Source organism: Dactylosporangium sp. NPDC050688 (assembly GCF_040654515.1).
In the GTDB taxonomy this organism is placed as follows: domain Bacteria; phylum Actinomycetota; class Actinomycetes; order Mycobacteriales; family Micromonosporaceae; genus Dactylosporangium.
This window is the reverse complement of record NZ_JBFAIC010000001.1, coordinates 100,593-114,378: the sequence shown is the minus strand read 5'-3', so window position 1 is coordinate 114,378 and position 13,786 is coordinate 100,593. Positions and strand designations below refer to the sequence as shown.

The following is a 13,786-nucleotide window of genomic DNA, read 5'->3' as shown; positions in this document are numbered from 1 at the left end:
TCCCTCGACGCTAACCGGCAACTGATTCCGACGCCGGGGCTTGCGCCGCCGGTGCTGCTGATGCGCTTCCACCGATCCCGGCCATCGCGAAGGCACCGGCCGCCGCGCCGCCGCCCGCGGTGTTCAGGTCGTAACCACTCTCGGCGTGCTCGGCGATGTCGATGCCCTCGACCTCCGCCTCCGCCGAGGCCCGGAAGCCGATCGTCTTGTTGATGATCCACGCGAGGCCGAAGGCGATCACGAACGACCAGACGGTCACGATAGCCGCAGCGGCGGCCTGGCGGCCGAGCTGGGTGGCACCGCCACCGAAGAACAGGCCGTCACTCGCGCCGAGCGCATCCGTGATCGCGCCGTTGGCCTTGGAGTTGGCGAACAGACCGAGCCACAGGGTGCCGATCCAGCCGCCGACGAAGTGCACGCCGACGACGTCGAGCGAGTCGTCGAAGCCGAACCGGTACTTGAGGCTCACCGCGAGGGCGCAGACGGCACCGGCGACGAGGCCGAGCAGCACCGCGGCCCACGGGTCGATGAAGCCACAGGCGGGGGTGATGGCGACCAGGCCGGCGATGGCGCCGGACGAAGCACCGACCAGGGTCGGCTTCCGGTCACGGATCCACTCGACGAGAATCCAGCCGAGCACCGCGGCGGACGTCGCGACCTGGGTGTTGATGAAGGCCAGGCCGGTGACGCCGTCGACGGTCAGCTCGGAGCCCGCGTTGAAGCCGAACCAGCCGAACCACAGCAGGCCGGCGCCGAGCGCGACGAACGGCACGTTGTGCGGCTTCATGCTCTCCCGCGGCCAGCCGATGCGCTTGCCGACGACCAGTGCGACACCGAGTGCGGCGGCACCGGCGTTGATGTGCACGGCCGTGCCACCGGCGAAGTCGAGCGGGTGGAACTTCTGGGTGATCCAGCCACCGCCCCACACGTTGTGGGCGACCGGGAAGTAGACCAGCGTGGCCCAGCCGAAGGCGAACAGCAGCCAGCCGGCGAACTTCGTCCGGTCGGAGAGTGCACCGCTGATCAGCGCGACGGTGATGACCGCGAACGTCATCTGGAAGGCCATGAAGACGTAGGTCGGGATGCCCGTGGCGCCCCAGAGGTCGGTCTCGGCGAGGAACGTCTTGGTCCCCGGGAAGCTGCTCAGCTCACCGAAGAGGCCGCCGGCGGTGTCCGTGCCGAAGGACATGCTGAAGCCGTAGAACAGCCACAGGACGCTGACGAGCCCGATCGACGAGAAGCTCATCATCATCATGTTGAGGACGCCCTTGGAGCGGTTCAGGCCACCGTAGAACAGTGCCAGACCCGGCGTCATGAGCAGCACAAGTGCTGTAGAGATCAGCAACCATGCGGTATTACTGCCGTCAAAAGGCGTCGGTTCCGGCACGCCTGCCTCCTATAAGTCGGATCCTCCCTCCGGCCTTCGAGGCAGCGTCGCCCTTCAGCCGGTTGCGCGAGAGCTTCCAGGGCCCACGTTTCGCGCACCGACGCTGAGCGGTTTCTAAGGCGTCACGTCATGTTTCCAGCGTGTGAAGAAAGCTTCACACGTCGGACGTTCCCTATCGAAGGGCGTATTCGAGCGTGTGCCGTTCGTAGTCGATGAGCCGCAGGTCACGGACCGGACGGCGCAAATGCCCCTTGTGCACGATCCGCACGAATGCCGGGTCGCCCGCGGCCGCCATACGTCGAATTCCCTCGATGTGGTCGACGATGCGTTTCCTGATCACACGCACCAGGCGGTGCCGGTCGCGCGGGGTCAGCCCATAGGCGTCGGCGAACATCCGCAGCCGCCGCGGCCGGTTCGGCCGCTTCCAGCCCAGCGTGTAGGAGTCACGGTCGGAGAACAGCGGCACCCAGGTCCACGCGGCGTACGCCACGTCGTAGATCCTGGCGCCCGGCGAGGCGAGGTCGAAGTCGATCAGCGACAACGTCCCGTCGGGCCGCCAGATCACGTTGTGGGGGGCCGCGTCGTGGTGACAGATCACCTCGGTGTCCGGCGGCGGCGGGCCGAAGGAGCGCCACACCGCGTTGGGCGGCGGGCGGAACCCGGCCTGCGCGTCGTGGAACATCCGCAGCATCGTCGCCACGGTGACCATCGCCTCGTCGGTCACCCAGTGCGGGGCGAGCGGGTAGCCGCCCGACTCGCCCTCCAGGTAGGACAGGACCTCGCGGCCCCGCTCGTCGATGCCGAACGCCCGTGGCGCACCGGTGAAGCCGACATACTCCAGGTGCCGCAGCAGCGCATGCACCGCCGGCGTCCAGGGGCCGGCGTTGCGGCGCACGGTGTCTCCCGAGCGCACCACGACGGAGGTGTTTCCGCCGTGGAGGGGGATCTCCTGCTGCGTCACGTGTCGTCCTTCGTGAGCTCCGTCGGCCGGGCAGACCTACGCACCCGACCCAGTTACCGTGCCAAGCTACCGTCCGAGGTTACGCGTCCGTGCCAACGAGTGCGTCGACGAACTGTCGGGCATCGAACGGTGCGAGGTCGTCGGGGCCCTCGCCGAGGCCGACCAGCTTCACCGGGATGCCCAGTTTGCGCTGGACGGCGATGACGATCCCGCCCTTGGCGGTGCCGTCCAGCTTGGTGAGCACCACACCCGTGACATCGACCACCTCAGTGAAGACCCGCGCCTGCTCCAGGCCGTTCTGGCCGGTGGTGGCGTCGAGGATCAGCAGGGTCTCGTCCACCGGGCCGTGCTTCTCCACGACCCGCTTGACCTTGCCCAGCTCGTCCATCAGGCCGACCTTGTTCTGCAGCCGGCCCGCGGTGTCGATCAGCACGGTGTCCACACCGGCTTCGATACCCCGTTTGACCGCGTCGAACGCCACCGACGCCGGATCCGCGCCCTCGGGGCCGCGGACCACCTCGGCACCCACCCGGCCGCCCCAGGTGGCCAACTGCTCCGCGGCGGCGGCCCGGAACGTGTCGGCGGCGCCCATGACCACCGTGTGACCGTCGGCGATCAGTACCCGCGCGATCTTGCCGCAGGTGGTCGTCTTGCCGGCGCCGTTGACGCCGACGATCAGCAGGACCGCCGGGCGGCCGTCGCGCTGGGTCGCGGCCAGGCTGCGGTCCAGCTGCGGCTCGAGCGCCGCGACCAGCTCGTCGGCGAGCATGCCGCGCAGCTCGGAGGCGGTCGCCGTGCCGTGGACGCGGGCCCGATCCCGCAGCTTGCCGACGATGTCGGTGGTCGCGGCGACCCCGACGTCGGCGCCGATCAGGGTCTCCTCGATCTCGTCCCAGGTGTCGTCGTCGAGCTTGTCGCGCGACAACAGGGCGAGCAGGCCCTTGCCGAACACGTTCTGCGAGCGCGACAGGCGGGCGCGCAGCCGCACCAGCCGCCCGGCGGTCGGCTCCGGCACCTCGACCGGCGGGACCTCCACCACCGGCGGCGCCTCGACCACGGGCGGCGGTGCCTCGACCACGGGCGGCGGGGCCTCCACCACCGGCGGCGCCTCCACCACCGGCGGGGCGGCTGCGGGCGGCGCCTGCTTCGTCGGAGCCGGGGGCACCGGCTTCTCGGGTGCCCTCGGCGGGAGGGTCGGTGGTTTACGGAAACGGGGCGCTACCAGCGCGAGGGTCGCCCCGATCACCACGACGAGCAGCACCAGGCCGAAGACGATGTACGACTCCATGGCAGGAATCCTCCCAGACAACGTGCGCTGCGGCCTGCAGTGGCGCCAGGTCCGCCCACGCAGGATCATCTTCACTGCACCCCTAGCGTCCTGGAGGTCCACGACATGCCGGAGGACGACTCGCCCCGATCCCTCGACGAGGATCGCGGCCCGCTGCTGCTGGGTCCGGTCCTGCGCCGTATCGAAGGCGACCGCGCGACGATCTGGGTCGAGACGTCACACCCGGCAACGGTCGAGGTCGACGCCGCCCCCGCGGGCGGGTCCGCCCGCACCTTCACCGTCCACGGGCACCACTACGCACTGGTCGTGGTCTCCGGGCTGCCGCAGGACGCCGTCACGCCGTACACGGTGAAGATCGACGGCACGGAGGTCTGGCCCCTGCCCGGGGACACCTCCCCGCCCTCCGCCATCCGCACGAGACCGCCGGGCGCGCCGGTCCGGCTCATCTTCGGCTCCTGCCGGGAGTCGAGCCCGCTCAGCGTCACCCGCTTCCCGCCCGACGCGCTGGACGCCTACGCGGGGCGGCTCATCGAGTCGATCAACGCCGACGCCCCCACCGAGTGGCCCGACATGCTCGTGCTGCTCGGCGACCAGGTCTACGCCGATGAGACCCCCGAGAAGATCCAGAGGTGGCTCGGGCGCCGCAAGCGCCGCGCGGACGCGCCGGAGAAGCAGGTCGTGGACTTCCACGAGTACACGAAACTGTACCTCGATTCGTGGGGCGACCCCGAGATCCGCTGGCTGCTGTCCACCGTGCCCAGCGTGATGATCTTCGACGACCACGAGATCATCGACGACTGGAACACCTCGGACCGCTGGCGCACCCAGATGTCGGCGCTGTCGTGGTGGGAGGAGCGGATCCGGGCCGGCCTGTCGTCCTACTGGGTCTACCAGCACCTGGGCAACATCGCGCCGAGCGCCCTCGACGGGGACCGGGTCTGGGCCGCCGTGCGCGCCGCCGCGGACGACGCGACCGAGGTCCTCGACGCGTTCGGCACCCGCGCCGACCAGGAGCCGACCGCGTACCGGTGGAGCTACGCGATCGACATCGACCGCACCCGCCTGATCGTCGTCGACAACCGCGCCGCCCGCCGGCTGGAGCACGGCCACCGGGCGATGCTGCAGGAGTCGGAGTGGACCTGGCTCACCGAGCAGCTGCCCGGCGACTACGACCACCTGCTGATCGGCTCCTCGCTGCCGTGGCTGCTGCCGCCGGCGATCCACCACCTGGAGGCCGCGACCGAGCGGCTGGCCGAGTCGCGCCGCGACTGGGTCTCGAAGTTCGGCGAGAAGCTGCGCCAGGCCGTCGACCTGGAGCACTGGGCGGCGTTCCAGCGCTCGTTCAACGCGCTCACCGAGCTGCTCAGCCGGGTCGGCGCCGGCCAGGGCGGCGTCTCACCGCCCCCGGCGTCGATCAGCGTGCTCTCCGGTGACGTGCACCATTCGTACGCCGCCCGCGCCGTCCTCGGCCCGGAGGTGGTCAGCCCCGTGCACCAGCTGACCTGTTCGCCGGTGCACAACGACATGCCGAGGTACATCCGCCCGGCGATGAAGTTCGGCTGGAACGCGCCGGCCGCGCGGCTGATGCGCGCCCTGGCCCGCTCCGTCGGGCTGCCGCGCCCGCCGGTGCGCTGGGCCAAGACGGCCGACCCGTACTTCGGCAACGCCGTCGGCGTGCTGCTGCTGGACGGCCGCTCGGCGCACGTGATGATCGAGGGCACCCGCCCCGACAAGACCCTCGGCCAGGTCGCGTCCCTGCGGCTGGCCTGACCTGACCTCGACCCGCCGGTCCGGCCGGCCGCGACGGTCAGGCCGGACGGACGGCGGGGACCGTCACCGGCTCGGCGTCCAGCTCGGCCCAGGTCCACAGGGTCGCGACCCTGGCCCGGCCGGTGAGATATGCCACAGCAGGCTCCCTGATCGGCGCGAACCACATCCGCTCCAGCCGCCGCACCGCCTCCGTCAGGTGGACCCACTCCCCCGACCCGTCGTGGGCCCCGACCCCGGTCACCTCGAAGCCGAGCGTCTCGTACCGGACGCCGCCGGCGGTGTACCTGGCGACCCACAGCATCCGCTCGCCCGTCACCGCCGCGAACCCGGCCTCCCGCGCCACCCGCTCCAGCAGCGGCTCCCCGGCCCCGACCGCCCCGCCGGGCAGCGCCCACACGGTCTCGGCGTCCACGTCCTCGCTGACCAGCAGGACATCCCTGCCCCGCCGCACGACCGCCCCGACGGCCAGCTGCTGCTCCACACCGCCAACCTAGTCCGGTGTCCGGTTGATCGAAGTCGTGTCGTGGTCGGCCCGGACGGCCGGGACGCGACTTGGATCACCGCGGTGGTCCGCCTGGCAGGAAAGCAACCAGCTGATGCCGCACGCGCCGGCGCGGCCGTCGCCGGACGGATCCCCGAAATCGAGCGCGGCATACGATCCAGGCATGAGCATCTACGACGTCAAGATCGCCGGCCTGCAGGGCGATCCCTTGGACCTCGGCCGGTTCCGCGGTCACCCCGTGCTGGTTGTCAACGTGGCCTCGCGGTGCGGGCTGACCCCGCAGTACGCCGAGCTGGAGGCGCTGCAGAAGGAGTACGGCGACCGCGGCTTCACCGTGCTCGGCGTGCCGTGCAACCAGTTCGCCGGCCAGGAGCCGGGTTCGGCGGAGGAGATCGCCGAGTTCTGCAGCACCACGTACGGCGTCACCTTCCCGATAACGGAGAAGGTCGAGGTGAACGGCGACGCCCGGCACCCGCTCTACCAGGAGCTCGTGGACACCCCGGACGCCGAGGGGCACACCGGCGACATCCGGTGGAACTTCGAGAAGTTCCTCATCGCCTCCGACGGTTCGGTCGCGGCCCGCTTCTCGCCGCGGGTCACACCGAAGTCGGACGAGGTCGTGCAGGCGATCGAGTCAGCCCTGTAGCCCCAGCGCCTTCCGCGCGTAGGTGAGGTCGTCGCCGGGCGTGTAGCGGTAGGCCGAGAGGCCCGCCGCTCGCGCGGCGCGGATGTTGCGGTCGGTGTCGTCGATGAACAGGCACTGCTTCGGGTGCGCGCCGACCAGGGCGCACGCGGCCCGGAAGTAGCCGGGCGCCGGCTTGTGCACGCCGATCTCCGAGGAGTTGGCCACCGCGTCGAACTGGGCGCTCAGGCCGTGCAGGGCCAGGACGTCGGCGAGGTCGTCCATGGCGTTGGTGGCCAGGCCGACCTTCATGCCGGCCTGCCGGACGTCCCGGACGAACCGCAGCACCTCGGGCACGATCTCGCCACGGTACGCGTCCCACTCCAGCACGACGGCCTCGTCGACGTGCAGCGCCTCGGCGATCGAGGCGAGCCATTCCTCGCGCTTGATCTGGCCGGTGATCGCGGGCAGCTGCCGGTCCCACTCGAGGCCGGCGGCGAGGATCGCGCCGGGCTCCAGGCCGTGCCGGGTCTCGATCGCCGCGGCGACGGCAGGGTCGTGGCGCCGCAGCACCCCGTCGAAGTCGATCAGCAGGGCGGTCGGGCGAGGGGTCATGCGGCTTCTTCCGTGCGGAGGCGTTGGGAGATGACCTCGGTCACGCCCTGGCGCATGGTGACGCCGTACAGGGCGTCGGCGACCTCCATCGTGCGCTTCTGGTGCGTGATGATGATCAGCTGGCTCTTCTCGCGGAGCTGCTCGAAGAGCGTGATCAGCCGGCCGAGGTTGACGTCGTCGAGGGCCGCCTCGACCTCGTCCATGATGTAGAAGGGCGAGGGGCGGGCCCGGAAGATCGCGCACAGCAGCGCGACGGCGGTCAGGGACCGCTCGCCGCCGGACAGCAGCGACAGCCGCTTGATCTTCTTGCCGGGCGGCCGCGCCTCGACCTCGATGCCGGTGGTGAGCATGTCGTCGGGGTCGGTGAGCACCAGGCGGCCCTCGCCGCCGGGGAAGAGCACCGCGAAGACCTGCTCGAACTCCCGCGCCGTGTCGTGGTAGGCGCTGGTGAAGACCTCGAGGATCCGGTCGTCGACGTCCTTGACGACGGTGAGCAGGTCGCGGCGGGTCGCCTTGAGGTCCTCGAGCTGGTCGGAGAGGAACTTGTAGCGCTCCTCCATCGCCGCGAACTCTTCCAGCGCGAGGGGGTTGACCTTGCCGAGGAGGTTGAGCTCGCGCTCGGCCTTGGCGGCGCGCTTCTCCTGGGTGGCCCGGTCGAAGGGCACCGGCTCGGGCGCGGGCCGCCCGTCGGCCTCGGCGGCGGCCAGCTCGGGCGCGGTCGGCGGCACGTCCAGGTGGGGGCCGTACTCGGCGACGAGCGTGTCGGCGTCCAGGCCGAACTCCTCGGCGGCGCGGGCCTCCAGCTGCTCGATACGCATCCGCTGCTCGGCCCGGGCGACCTCGTCGCGGTGCACGGCGTTGGTGAGCCGGTCCAGCTCGGCGGTCAGCTGCTTGGCCCGGCCCCGGACCTCGGTCAGCGTCGTCTCCCGCTCGGCGCGGGCCTCGGCGAGCACGTCGCGGGTCTCCTGCGCCTCGGCGATCGAGTCGGCGAGGTGCTCCAGCGCGAGCTGCGCGGCCGACGCGACGGTCTCGGCGACCTTCGCGCCGCGGGCCCGGGTGGCCTTGCGCGCGGCGGCCCGCTCGCGGGCGGACCGCTCGGCCGCCGCTTGGCGCAGCAGCGCGTCGGCCCGGCCGGCGAGGGCGCCGACCCGCTCCTCGGCGGTGCGGACCGCGAGCCGGACCTCCATCTCCTGCTGGCGGGCGACGGGCACCTCGGCGGCGAGGTCGTCGCGCTCCATCGTCGAGGGGTCCTCGTCGATGGGCGTCTCCTCGGCAAGGGCGAGCCGCTCCTCCAGCTCGGCGAGGCTGGCCACGCCGGACTCGCGGACGGCCTCGGCCTTCGCCTTGGCCGCGGCGTGCCGCTCGACCTCGGCCTTCGCCGACTTCGCCGCGGCGCCGAACTCGGCGAGGCGGCGGGCGGCCGCGTTGCGCTGGCTGTCGGCCTCCTTCTTCGCCGCGGCGGCCTCGGCGACCTGCTGCTTGGCGCCGGTCGCCGCGTGCCGGGCCAGGGCGAGCAGCTCGCGGGCCTCGGCGACGCGCCGCTCGGCGTCGACCTTCTGCTGGCGGGCCTCCTCGACGGCGGCCTGGACCTCGATGTAACTGTGCTGCTTGCCTGACCCGCCGGCGGCCGCGTACGCCCCGAGCACGTCACCCTCGGGGGTCACGGCGCGCAGGTTGGGCGCGTAGGACACGATCCGCTTCGCGACGGTGAGGTCGGGCGCGAACACCACGTCGCCGATCGCCCGCTCCAGCGCGGGGCGCAGCTCCTCGGGGGCACGGACCAGGTCCAGGGCCCAGGCGGCGCCCGGCGGCAGCGGCACCCGCTCGACCGGCGGCGACGAGTGGGTCGGCGCGGACGCGATCAGCAGCGCGGCCCGGCCGGCGTCGTCCTGCTTGAGCATCTCCACGGAGGCGGTGGCGCCGTCGATGTTGGCGACCGCGACGGCGTCGGCGAGGGCGCCGAGCGCGGCGGCGAGCGCCGCCTCGTGCCCGGCCTGCACCGACAGCAGGGCCGCGACGCTGCCGAGCATGCCCGGGATCCGGTCGGCGCGGGCGAGCAGCGTGCCGGCGCCGTCCTTGCGGCGCAGGCCGGTGGCGAGGGCCTCCTCGCGCGCCTTCCACTGGGCGGCGTCCTTCTCGGCCGCGCGCTCGGCGTCGCTGTGCTGCCTGACCTCGTTGTTGATCTCGTCGAGCTCGCGGGTCGCCTCCTGGTGGCGGATCTCCAGGTCGGCATTGGCGTGGTCGGCGACGCTCGCGCCGGCGCTGGCCTCCTCGTAGAGCGCCTGCGCGTGCTCGGCCCGGGTCTCGGCCTCGGCGAGCTGCACCGACAGGCGCTCGATCTCGTCGGCGGCGGCGGTCGCGCGGCTGCGGGCGGACTCGACCTGGCCGGTGAGCTTTGCCAGGCCCTCGCGCCGGTCGGCGATGGCCTTGTGCGCCGCGACGATCGCCTTCTCCGCGAACGCGAGGCGCCGCTCCAGGTCCTGGCGCCGGTCGACGGCCTCGGCGAGCCGCTCCTGGCTGGCCTCCAGAGCCGCGCGCAGCTCGTCCTCCTGCTCGCGGACCTTCTCCGCCTCGGCGGTCAGCTGATCGGGGTCGCGGCCGGGGCGCTCGTCGACCGGGGCGGCCGACAGGTTGCGGTGCCGCTCGGCGGCGAGCTGGTGCAGCGAGCGGTAGCGCTCCTGCAGCGTGGAGAGCTGGAACCAGGTCTCCTGCGCCTCGGCGAGCACCGGCGCGTCGGCGGCGTGCTCGGCCTCCAGCATCGCCAGCCGCTCGTTGACCGACTCGACCTCGGCCTCGACCTCCTCGCGGCGGGCCCGCAGCGCGGTCTCGTCGGCGATCTCCTTGTCGAGGGTGGTGCGCAGCGTGGCGAGGTCGTCGGCGAGCAGCCGCAGGCGGGCGTCGCGCAGGTCGGCCTGGATGCCGGCGGCCCGGCGCGCGACCTCGGCCTGCCGGCCCAGCGGCTTGAGCTGGCGGCGCAGCTCGGTGGTGAGGTCACCGAGGCGGTTGAGATTGGCGGCCATCGCGTCGAGCTTGCGGATCGCCTTCTCTTTGCGCTTGCGGTGCTTCAGGACGCCGGCGGCCTCCTCGATGAACGAGCGGCGGTCCTCCGGCCGGGCGTGCAGCACCCCGTCGAGGCGGCCCTGGCCGACGATCACGTGCATCTCGCGGCCGATGCCGGAGTCGGACAGCAGCTCCTGGATGTCGAGCAGGCGGCACTGATTGCCGTTGATCTCGTACTCGCTCTCGCCGGAGCGGAACATCCGCCGGGTGATCGACACCTCGGTGTAGTCGATCGGCAGCGCACCGTCGGTGTTGTCGATGGTGAGGGTCACCTCGGCGCGGCCCAGCGGGGCCCGGCCGGCGGTCCCGGCGAAGATGACGTCCTCCATCTTGCCGCCGCGCAGCGCCTTCGCGCCCTGCTCGCCCAGCACCCAGGAGATCGCGTCGACCACGTTGGACTTGCCCGAGCCGTTGGGCCCGACGACGCAGGTGATGCCCGGCTCGAGACGCAGCGTGGTAGCGGACGCGAAGGACTTGAAGCCCTTGACCGTCAAGCTCTTGAGATGCACGGATCTCCACGGGTCGAGGTGGGTGCTTACCGGGCAGACTACCGCCCGGCAGGATACCCAATTCGGCAGTGCCGCACACCATAATGCGCGTGTCGGTGCCCATGGAAATGCAGGCCAAGACCCATTCGCAACCATTGTCGACGCTGCGTCGTTACATGACTGCGCGCCGCTGATAGATCACGATGACCGATTGTTTGCCGGACATGACTGCGCGCCGATACCCGAAGGATGTCGGCGCGCGGGTTTGCTATTCAATTCTGCGTAGGCTCCAGTGCGGAACGCCGGATCCGCCGGCGTCCTTTGCTGGTGCGACGGCCTTGGGTCAGGCCATCGCCGGCTCGACGAGCCGGACCAGGTGATCCGTTTCGGCGGCCGCTGCTGCGAGCCGGTCATTCTCGGCGCGCAGCCGGACGACCTCGAACTCGAGCGCCCGAACCTTGGCACGCAGTTGGGTGACCTCGTCGACGAGGCGCCGATCGGGCGCGCCGCCTACGTGGCCGAAGAGGGCCTTAGCCATATCGTCTCCTTGATAAGCGCAGCCGGTCGGATTCCGGCAAACGCGCGCCCAGCACCCGCGACCGAAGCACTAGGGCATGATTGGGCGCGACTGGCGACCTCTCTATGTTCAGCCCGGGCGGCGACTTAGTCAAGCCAACCGGCACGCCAAACGTCCTGGCCAGGGTGTTCTCACTCACCCGGGTACGTGATCACGCCCCTGTAGCCGATCGTGGCAGTGTGCCACCGGTTGCCCGCAAGCGCCACTGCAAAGTAGCGTCGTGCCGGAGAAATTCTGACCCCGAGGAGATCCGCGATGACGGCGCCGCAGCCCGGCCTGGTCGCCCGGCTCGGAGGACCCACCGGCGTCGCCGCGATCGCCACGGCGGTCCTCATCCTCTTCGGCGTCGGCTCGGTGATCGTGCCCGCGCTGGCCGACGGCGGTGGCCCGCCCTCCGCCGCGGCCGCGGCCGCCGAGCCGGCCCCCACCGGCACCCGGGCCGCCGAGGCCACCGAGGCGCCCTCCAGCGCCGCCCCGCCGAGCACCCCCAGTACCACCGGCAAGGCCACCCCCACCGTCAACGCCAGTTTCAACGCCGGCTACGAGGACCGGGTGGTGCAGCTGGTCAACAACGAGCGCCGCAAGGCGCGGTGCGAGGCGGTGCGGATGCACCCGCAGTTGCGGACCGCCGCCAGGTCGCACAGCGCCGACATGCTCGCGCACGACTTCACCCGGTCCCAGGGCAGCGACGGCAGCTCCCCCGAGGACCGGGTCAGCGAGGCCGGTTACAACGGCTTCGCCGACGAGCTGGTCGCCAAGGGCGGCGACGCCGGCGACGTCGTCAAGGGCTGGCTGCGCGGCGACGACCGCGAGATCCTGCTGGACTGCGCCACCAAGTCGATCGGGGTCGGTGCCGCGATGCGCGGCCGGACGCCCTACTGGACCGTGGACACCGGCCGTGCTTGAGGGGGCCCAGCATCGTTAGTCCGGTCGTGGACCGGGTTCCGACGCTCCTGCCACTGCGGGCGCATCCCCTCGCCCGGCCACACGCATGGGAGATCGTCGCGGGGCACGGTGCCGCGTTCACCGTCGTCGTCGACGTGGCGGGCGGCCCCGGCAGCGGGCGCGACCCGGCCTACACGGCTGCCATGAGCCGGCTGGCCGCCGCCGGGGTGCGGCTGCTCGGCTATGTCGACGTCGACCTGTCCACCCGGCCGGTCGAGCAGATCCGCGCCGACGTGTACCGGTGGGCCGGCTATCCGGTGCGCGGGGTCTTCCTCGACAAGGTGCCGGTCAGTCCGCACTCGATCGGCCCCGTTGCCATCGCGGCCCGGCTCGCCCAGCGCGCCGACCTGCCCGACGTGGTCCTCAACCCTGGCTGCCCGCCCGACCAGACGTACCGCGACCTGGGCCTGCCGATCTGCGTCTTCGACGGCAGCTGGCGCGACTACCGCCGGTGGAGCGGCGAGGGCGCGCTGCCCGGCGACGGGCACCTGGTGCACGCCGTGCCGCCGTGGGAGCTCGACGAGGCGGCCCGGCTGCAGGTCGCGCGGGGCGCGGGCTTCGGCATGGTGACCGACCTCGGCGCCCCCGACCCATACTGCGACCTGCCGGCCTGGTGCGGTCAGGTGCCGGGCCTGGCCGAGCTCAACCCGCCGACGCCGCTGCCGCGCCGGCCCCGGCCGCACCGGTTGGTCAACGCGGGATCCGCGCTGCCGGGATCCGCGGCCGCGGCTGGCAGCGCGGGCAGGAGTAGGACGACCGGTTCATGAACGCCTCGCGGCGGATCGGGCTGCCGCAGCGGTTGCACGGCTCGCCCTCGCGGCCGTAGGCGTTGAGCGAGCGGTCGAAGTAGCCACTCTCGCCGTTGACGTTGACATACAGCGCGTCGAAGCTGGTGCCGCCCTGGCCGATCGCCTCGTTGAGCACGTCACGGACGTGCCCGAGCAACCGCCGCACCACCGGGCGGGACAGCTGGTCGGTCGGCCGAGCGCCGTGCAGCTTCGCCCGCCACAGCGCCTCGTCGGCGTAGATGTTGCCCACGCCGGAGATCAGCGTCTGGTCGAGCAGTGCCCGCTTGACCTCGGTGCGCCGGCGGCGCAGGTGCTCCACGAACGCGTCGTCGGAGAACGCCGGGTCGACCGGGTCGAGCGCGATGTGCGTCAGCTCGGCCGGCAGGATCGCACCACCGGCGGACACCGCCAGCCCGCCGAACGTGCGCTGATCGACGAAGCGCAGCTCGGGGCCGTCGTCGTCGAACGTGAAGCGGACCCGCAGGTGCGTCTCGGCGGGCGCCTCGACCGGCTGCATGAGCAGCTGGCCGGACATGCCGAGGTGGCCGACGAGGGCGTCCTCCTCGTCGAGCGGGAGCCACAGGTACTTGCCGCGGCGCTGGACGGTGCCGACGAGCCGGCCGGCGAGCACGTCGGCGAAGTGCACGGCGCCGGGCAGGTGGCGGCGGATCGCCCGCGGGTGCAGCACCTCGACGGTGGCGATGCGCCGGCCGGAGACCCACTTGTCGAGGCCGCGGCGGACGGTCTCGACCTCGGGAAGCTCAGGCATCGTTCTCCAATGGG

At 72.0% G+C, this 13,786-nt stretch carries 12 protein-coding genes; 4 read left to right on the top strand and 8 right to left on the bottom strand.

The genetic code is table 11. The features are described 5' to 3' along the window. Window positions 1-10: 10 nt before the first annotated feature. The 3 genes from AB0H83_RS00535 to ftsY all read right to left on the bottom strand — a co-directional run bounded on the left by AB0H83_RS00535 (window position 11) and on the right by ftsY (window position 3,636). On the bottom strand, window positions 11-1,387 hold the full coding sequence (locus AB0H83_RS00535) for an ammonium transporter (protein ID WP_360084509.1): 1,377 nt from the start codon (window positions 1,385-1,387) through the stop codon (window positions 11-13). 172 nt (window positions 1,388-1,559) lie between these two features. After that, window positions 1,560-2,348: an aminoglycoside phosphotransferase family protein gene (locus AB0H83_RS00530; protein ID WP_033357818.1), complete on the bottom strand. Its 789-nt coding sequence runs from the start codon at window positions 2,346-2,348 to the stop codon at window positions 1,560-1,562. A gap of 79 nt (window positions 2,349-2,427) precedes the next feature. After that, window positions 2,428-3,636, bottom strand: a complete 1,209-nt coding sequence (gene ftsY / locus AB0H83_RS00525; protein WP_360084505.1) for a signal recognition particle-docking protein FtsY — start codon at window positions 3,634-3,636, stop codon at window positions 2,428-2,430. A 105-nt stretch (window positions 3,637-3,741) separates the two neighbouring features. Between ftsY and AB0H83_RS00520 the strand changes: the two genes are divergently transcribed. Beyond that, window positions 3,742-5,406, top strand: a complete 1,665-nt coding sequence (locus AB0H83_RS00520) for an alkaline phosphatase D family protein (protein ID WP_360084502.1) — start codon at window positions 3,742-3,744, stop codon at window positions 5,404-5,406. Between the two features lie 37 nt (window positions 5,407-5,443). On the opposite strand, the gene AB0H83_RS00515 is transcribed toward AB0H83_RS00520, so the two are convergent. Next, the gene (locus tag AB0H83_RS00515) at window positions 5,444-5,887 is read right to left on the bottom strand and encodes an NUDIX hydrolase (protein WP_360084499.1); all 444 of its coding nucleotides are present in this window, start codon (window positions 5,885-5,887) and stop codon (window positions 5,444-5,446) included. A gap of 184 nt (window positions 5,888-6,071) precedes the next feature. Here AB0H83_RS00515 and AB0H83_RS00510 point away from each other — a divergent pair, with 184 nt between their 5' ends. Beyond that, the gene (locus tag AB0H83_RS00510) at window positions 6,072-6,554 is read left to right on the top strand and encodes a glutathione peroxidase (RefSeq protein WP_360084496.1); all 483 of its coding nucleotides are present in this window, start codon (window positions 6,072-6,074) and stop codon (window positions 6,552-6,554) included. On the opposite strand, the gene AB0H83_RS00505 is transcribed toward AB0H83_RS00510, so the two are convergent. The 3 genes from AB0H83_RS00505 to AB0H83_RS00495 all read right to left on the bottom strand — a co-directional run bounded on the left by AB0H83_RS00505 (window position 6,543) and on the right by AB0H83_RS00495 (window position 11,231). Beyond that, entirely contained in the window at window positions 6,543-7,145 is a 603-nt protein-coding gene (locus tag AB0H83_RS00505; RefSeq protein WP_360084493.1) for an HAD-IA family hydrolase, read from the bottom strand. The two genes, AB0H83_RS00510 and AB0H83_RS00505, sit on opposite strands and share 12 nt — an antisense overlap. Further along, window positions 7,142-10,714 carry a chromosome segregation protein SMC gene (smc, locus tag AB0H83_RS00500; protein ID WP_360084490.1) on the bottom strand — a complete coding sequence of 1,191 codons (3,573 nt, stop codon included), beginning with the start codon at window positions 10,712-10,714 and terminating at the stop codon, window positions 7,142-7,144. Before smc ends, AB0H83_RS00505 begins: the two co-directional genes overlap by 4 nt. A gap of 322 nt (window positions 10,715-11,036) precedes the next feature. Beyond that, entirely contained in the window at window positions 11,037-11,231 is a 195-nt protein-coding gene (locus AB0H83_RS00495) for a hypothetical protein (RefSeq protein WP_033357811.1), read from the bottom strand. Window positions 11,232-11,525: 294 nt separating this feature from the next. On the opposite strand from AB0H83_RS00495, the gene AB0H83_RS00490 reads away from it, so the two are divergent. Both AB0H83_RS00490 and AB0H83_RS00485 read left to right on the top strand, forming a co-directional pair. Continuing rightward, window positions 11,526-12,176, top strand: a complete 651-nt coding sequence (locus AB0H83_RS00490; RefSeq protein WP_360084486.1) for a CAP domain-containing protein — start codon at window positions 11,526-11,528, stop codon at window positions 12,174-12,176. A gap of 26 nt (window positions 12,177-12,202) precedes the next feature. Beyond that, window positions 12,203-12,982 carry a spherulation-specific family 4 protein gene (locus AB0H83_RS00485; protein ID WP_360084483.1) on the top strand — a complete coding sequence of 260 codons (780 nt, stop codon included), beginning with the start codon at window positions 12,203-12,205 and terminating at the stop codon, window positions 12,980-12,982. Here AB0H83_RS00485 and mutM read toward each other — a convergent pair. Next, window positions 12,906-13,772 carry a bifunctional DNA-formamidopyrimidine glycosylase/DNA-(apurinic or apyrimidinic site) lyase gene (mutM, locus tag AB0H83_RS00480; protein ID WP_360084480.1) on the bottom strand — a complete coding sequence of 289 codons (867 nt, stop codon included), beginning with the start codon at window positions 13,770-13,772 and terminating at the stop codon, window positions 12,906-12,908. The genes AB0H83_RS00485 and mutM overlap by 77 nt on opposite strands. Window positions 13,773-13,786 lie beyond the last annotated feature (14 nt).

What these genes read in the sequence shown, in the direction of transcription:
- ftsY (WP_360084505.1), bottom strand. Translation starts at nt 3,636, where the DNA reads ATGGAGTCGTACATCGTCTTCGGCCTGGTGCTGCTCGTCGTGGTGATC.
- AB0H83_RS00520 (WP_360084502.1), top strand. Translation starts at nt 3,742, where the DNA reads ATGCCGGAGGACGACTCGCCCCGATCCCTCGACGAGGATCGCGGCCCG.
- AB0H83_RS00510 (WP_360084496.1), top strand. Translation starts at nt 6,072, where the DNA reads ATGAGCATCTACGACGTCAAGATCGCCGGCCTGCAGGGCGATCCCTTG.
- AB0H83_RS00505 (WP_360084493.1), bottom strand. Translation starts at nt 7,145, where the DNA reads ATGACCCCTCGCCCGACCGCCCTGCTGATCGACTTCGACGGGGTGCTG.
- AB0H83_RS00495 (WP_033357811.1), bottom strand. Translation starts at nt 11,231, where the DNA reads ATGGCTAAGGCCCTCTTCGGCCACGTAGGCGGCGCGCCCGATCGGCGC.
- AB0H83_RS00490 (WP_360084486.1), top strand. Translation starts at nt 11,526, where the DNA reads ATGACGGCGCCGCAGCCCGGCCTGGTCGCCCGGCTCGGAGGACCCACC.
- mutM (WP_360084480.1), bottom strand. Translation starts at nt 13,772, where the DNA reads ATGCCTGAGCTTCCCGAGGTCGAGACCGTCCGCCGCGGCCTCGACAAG.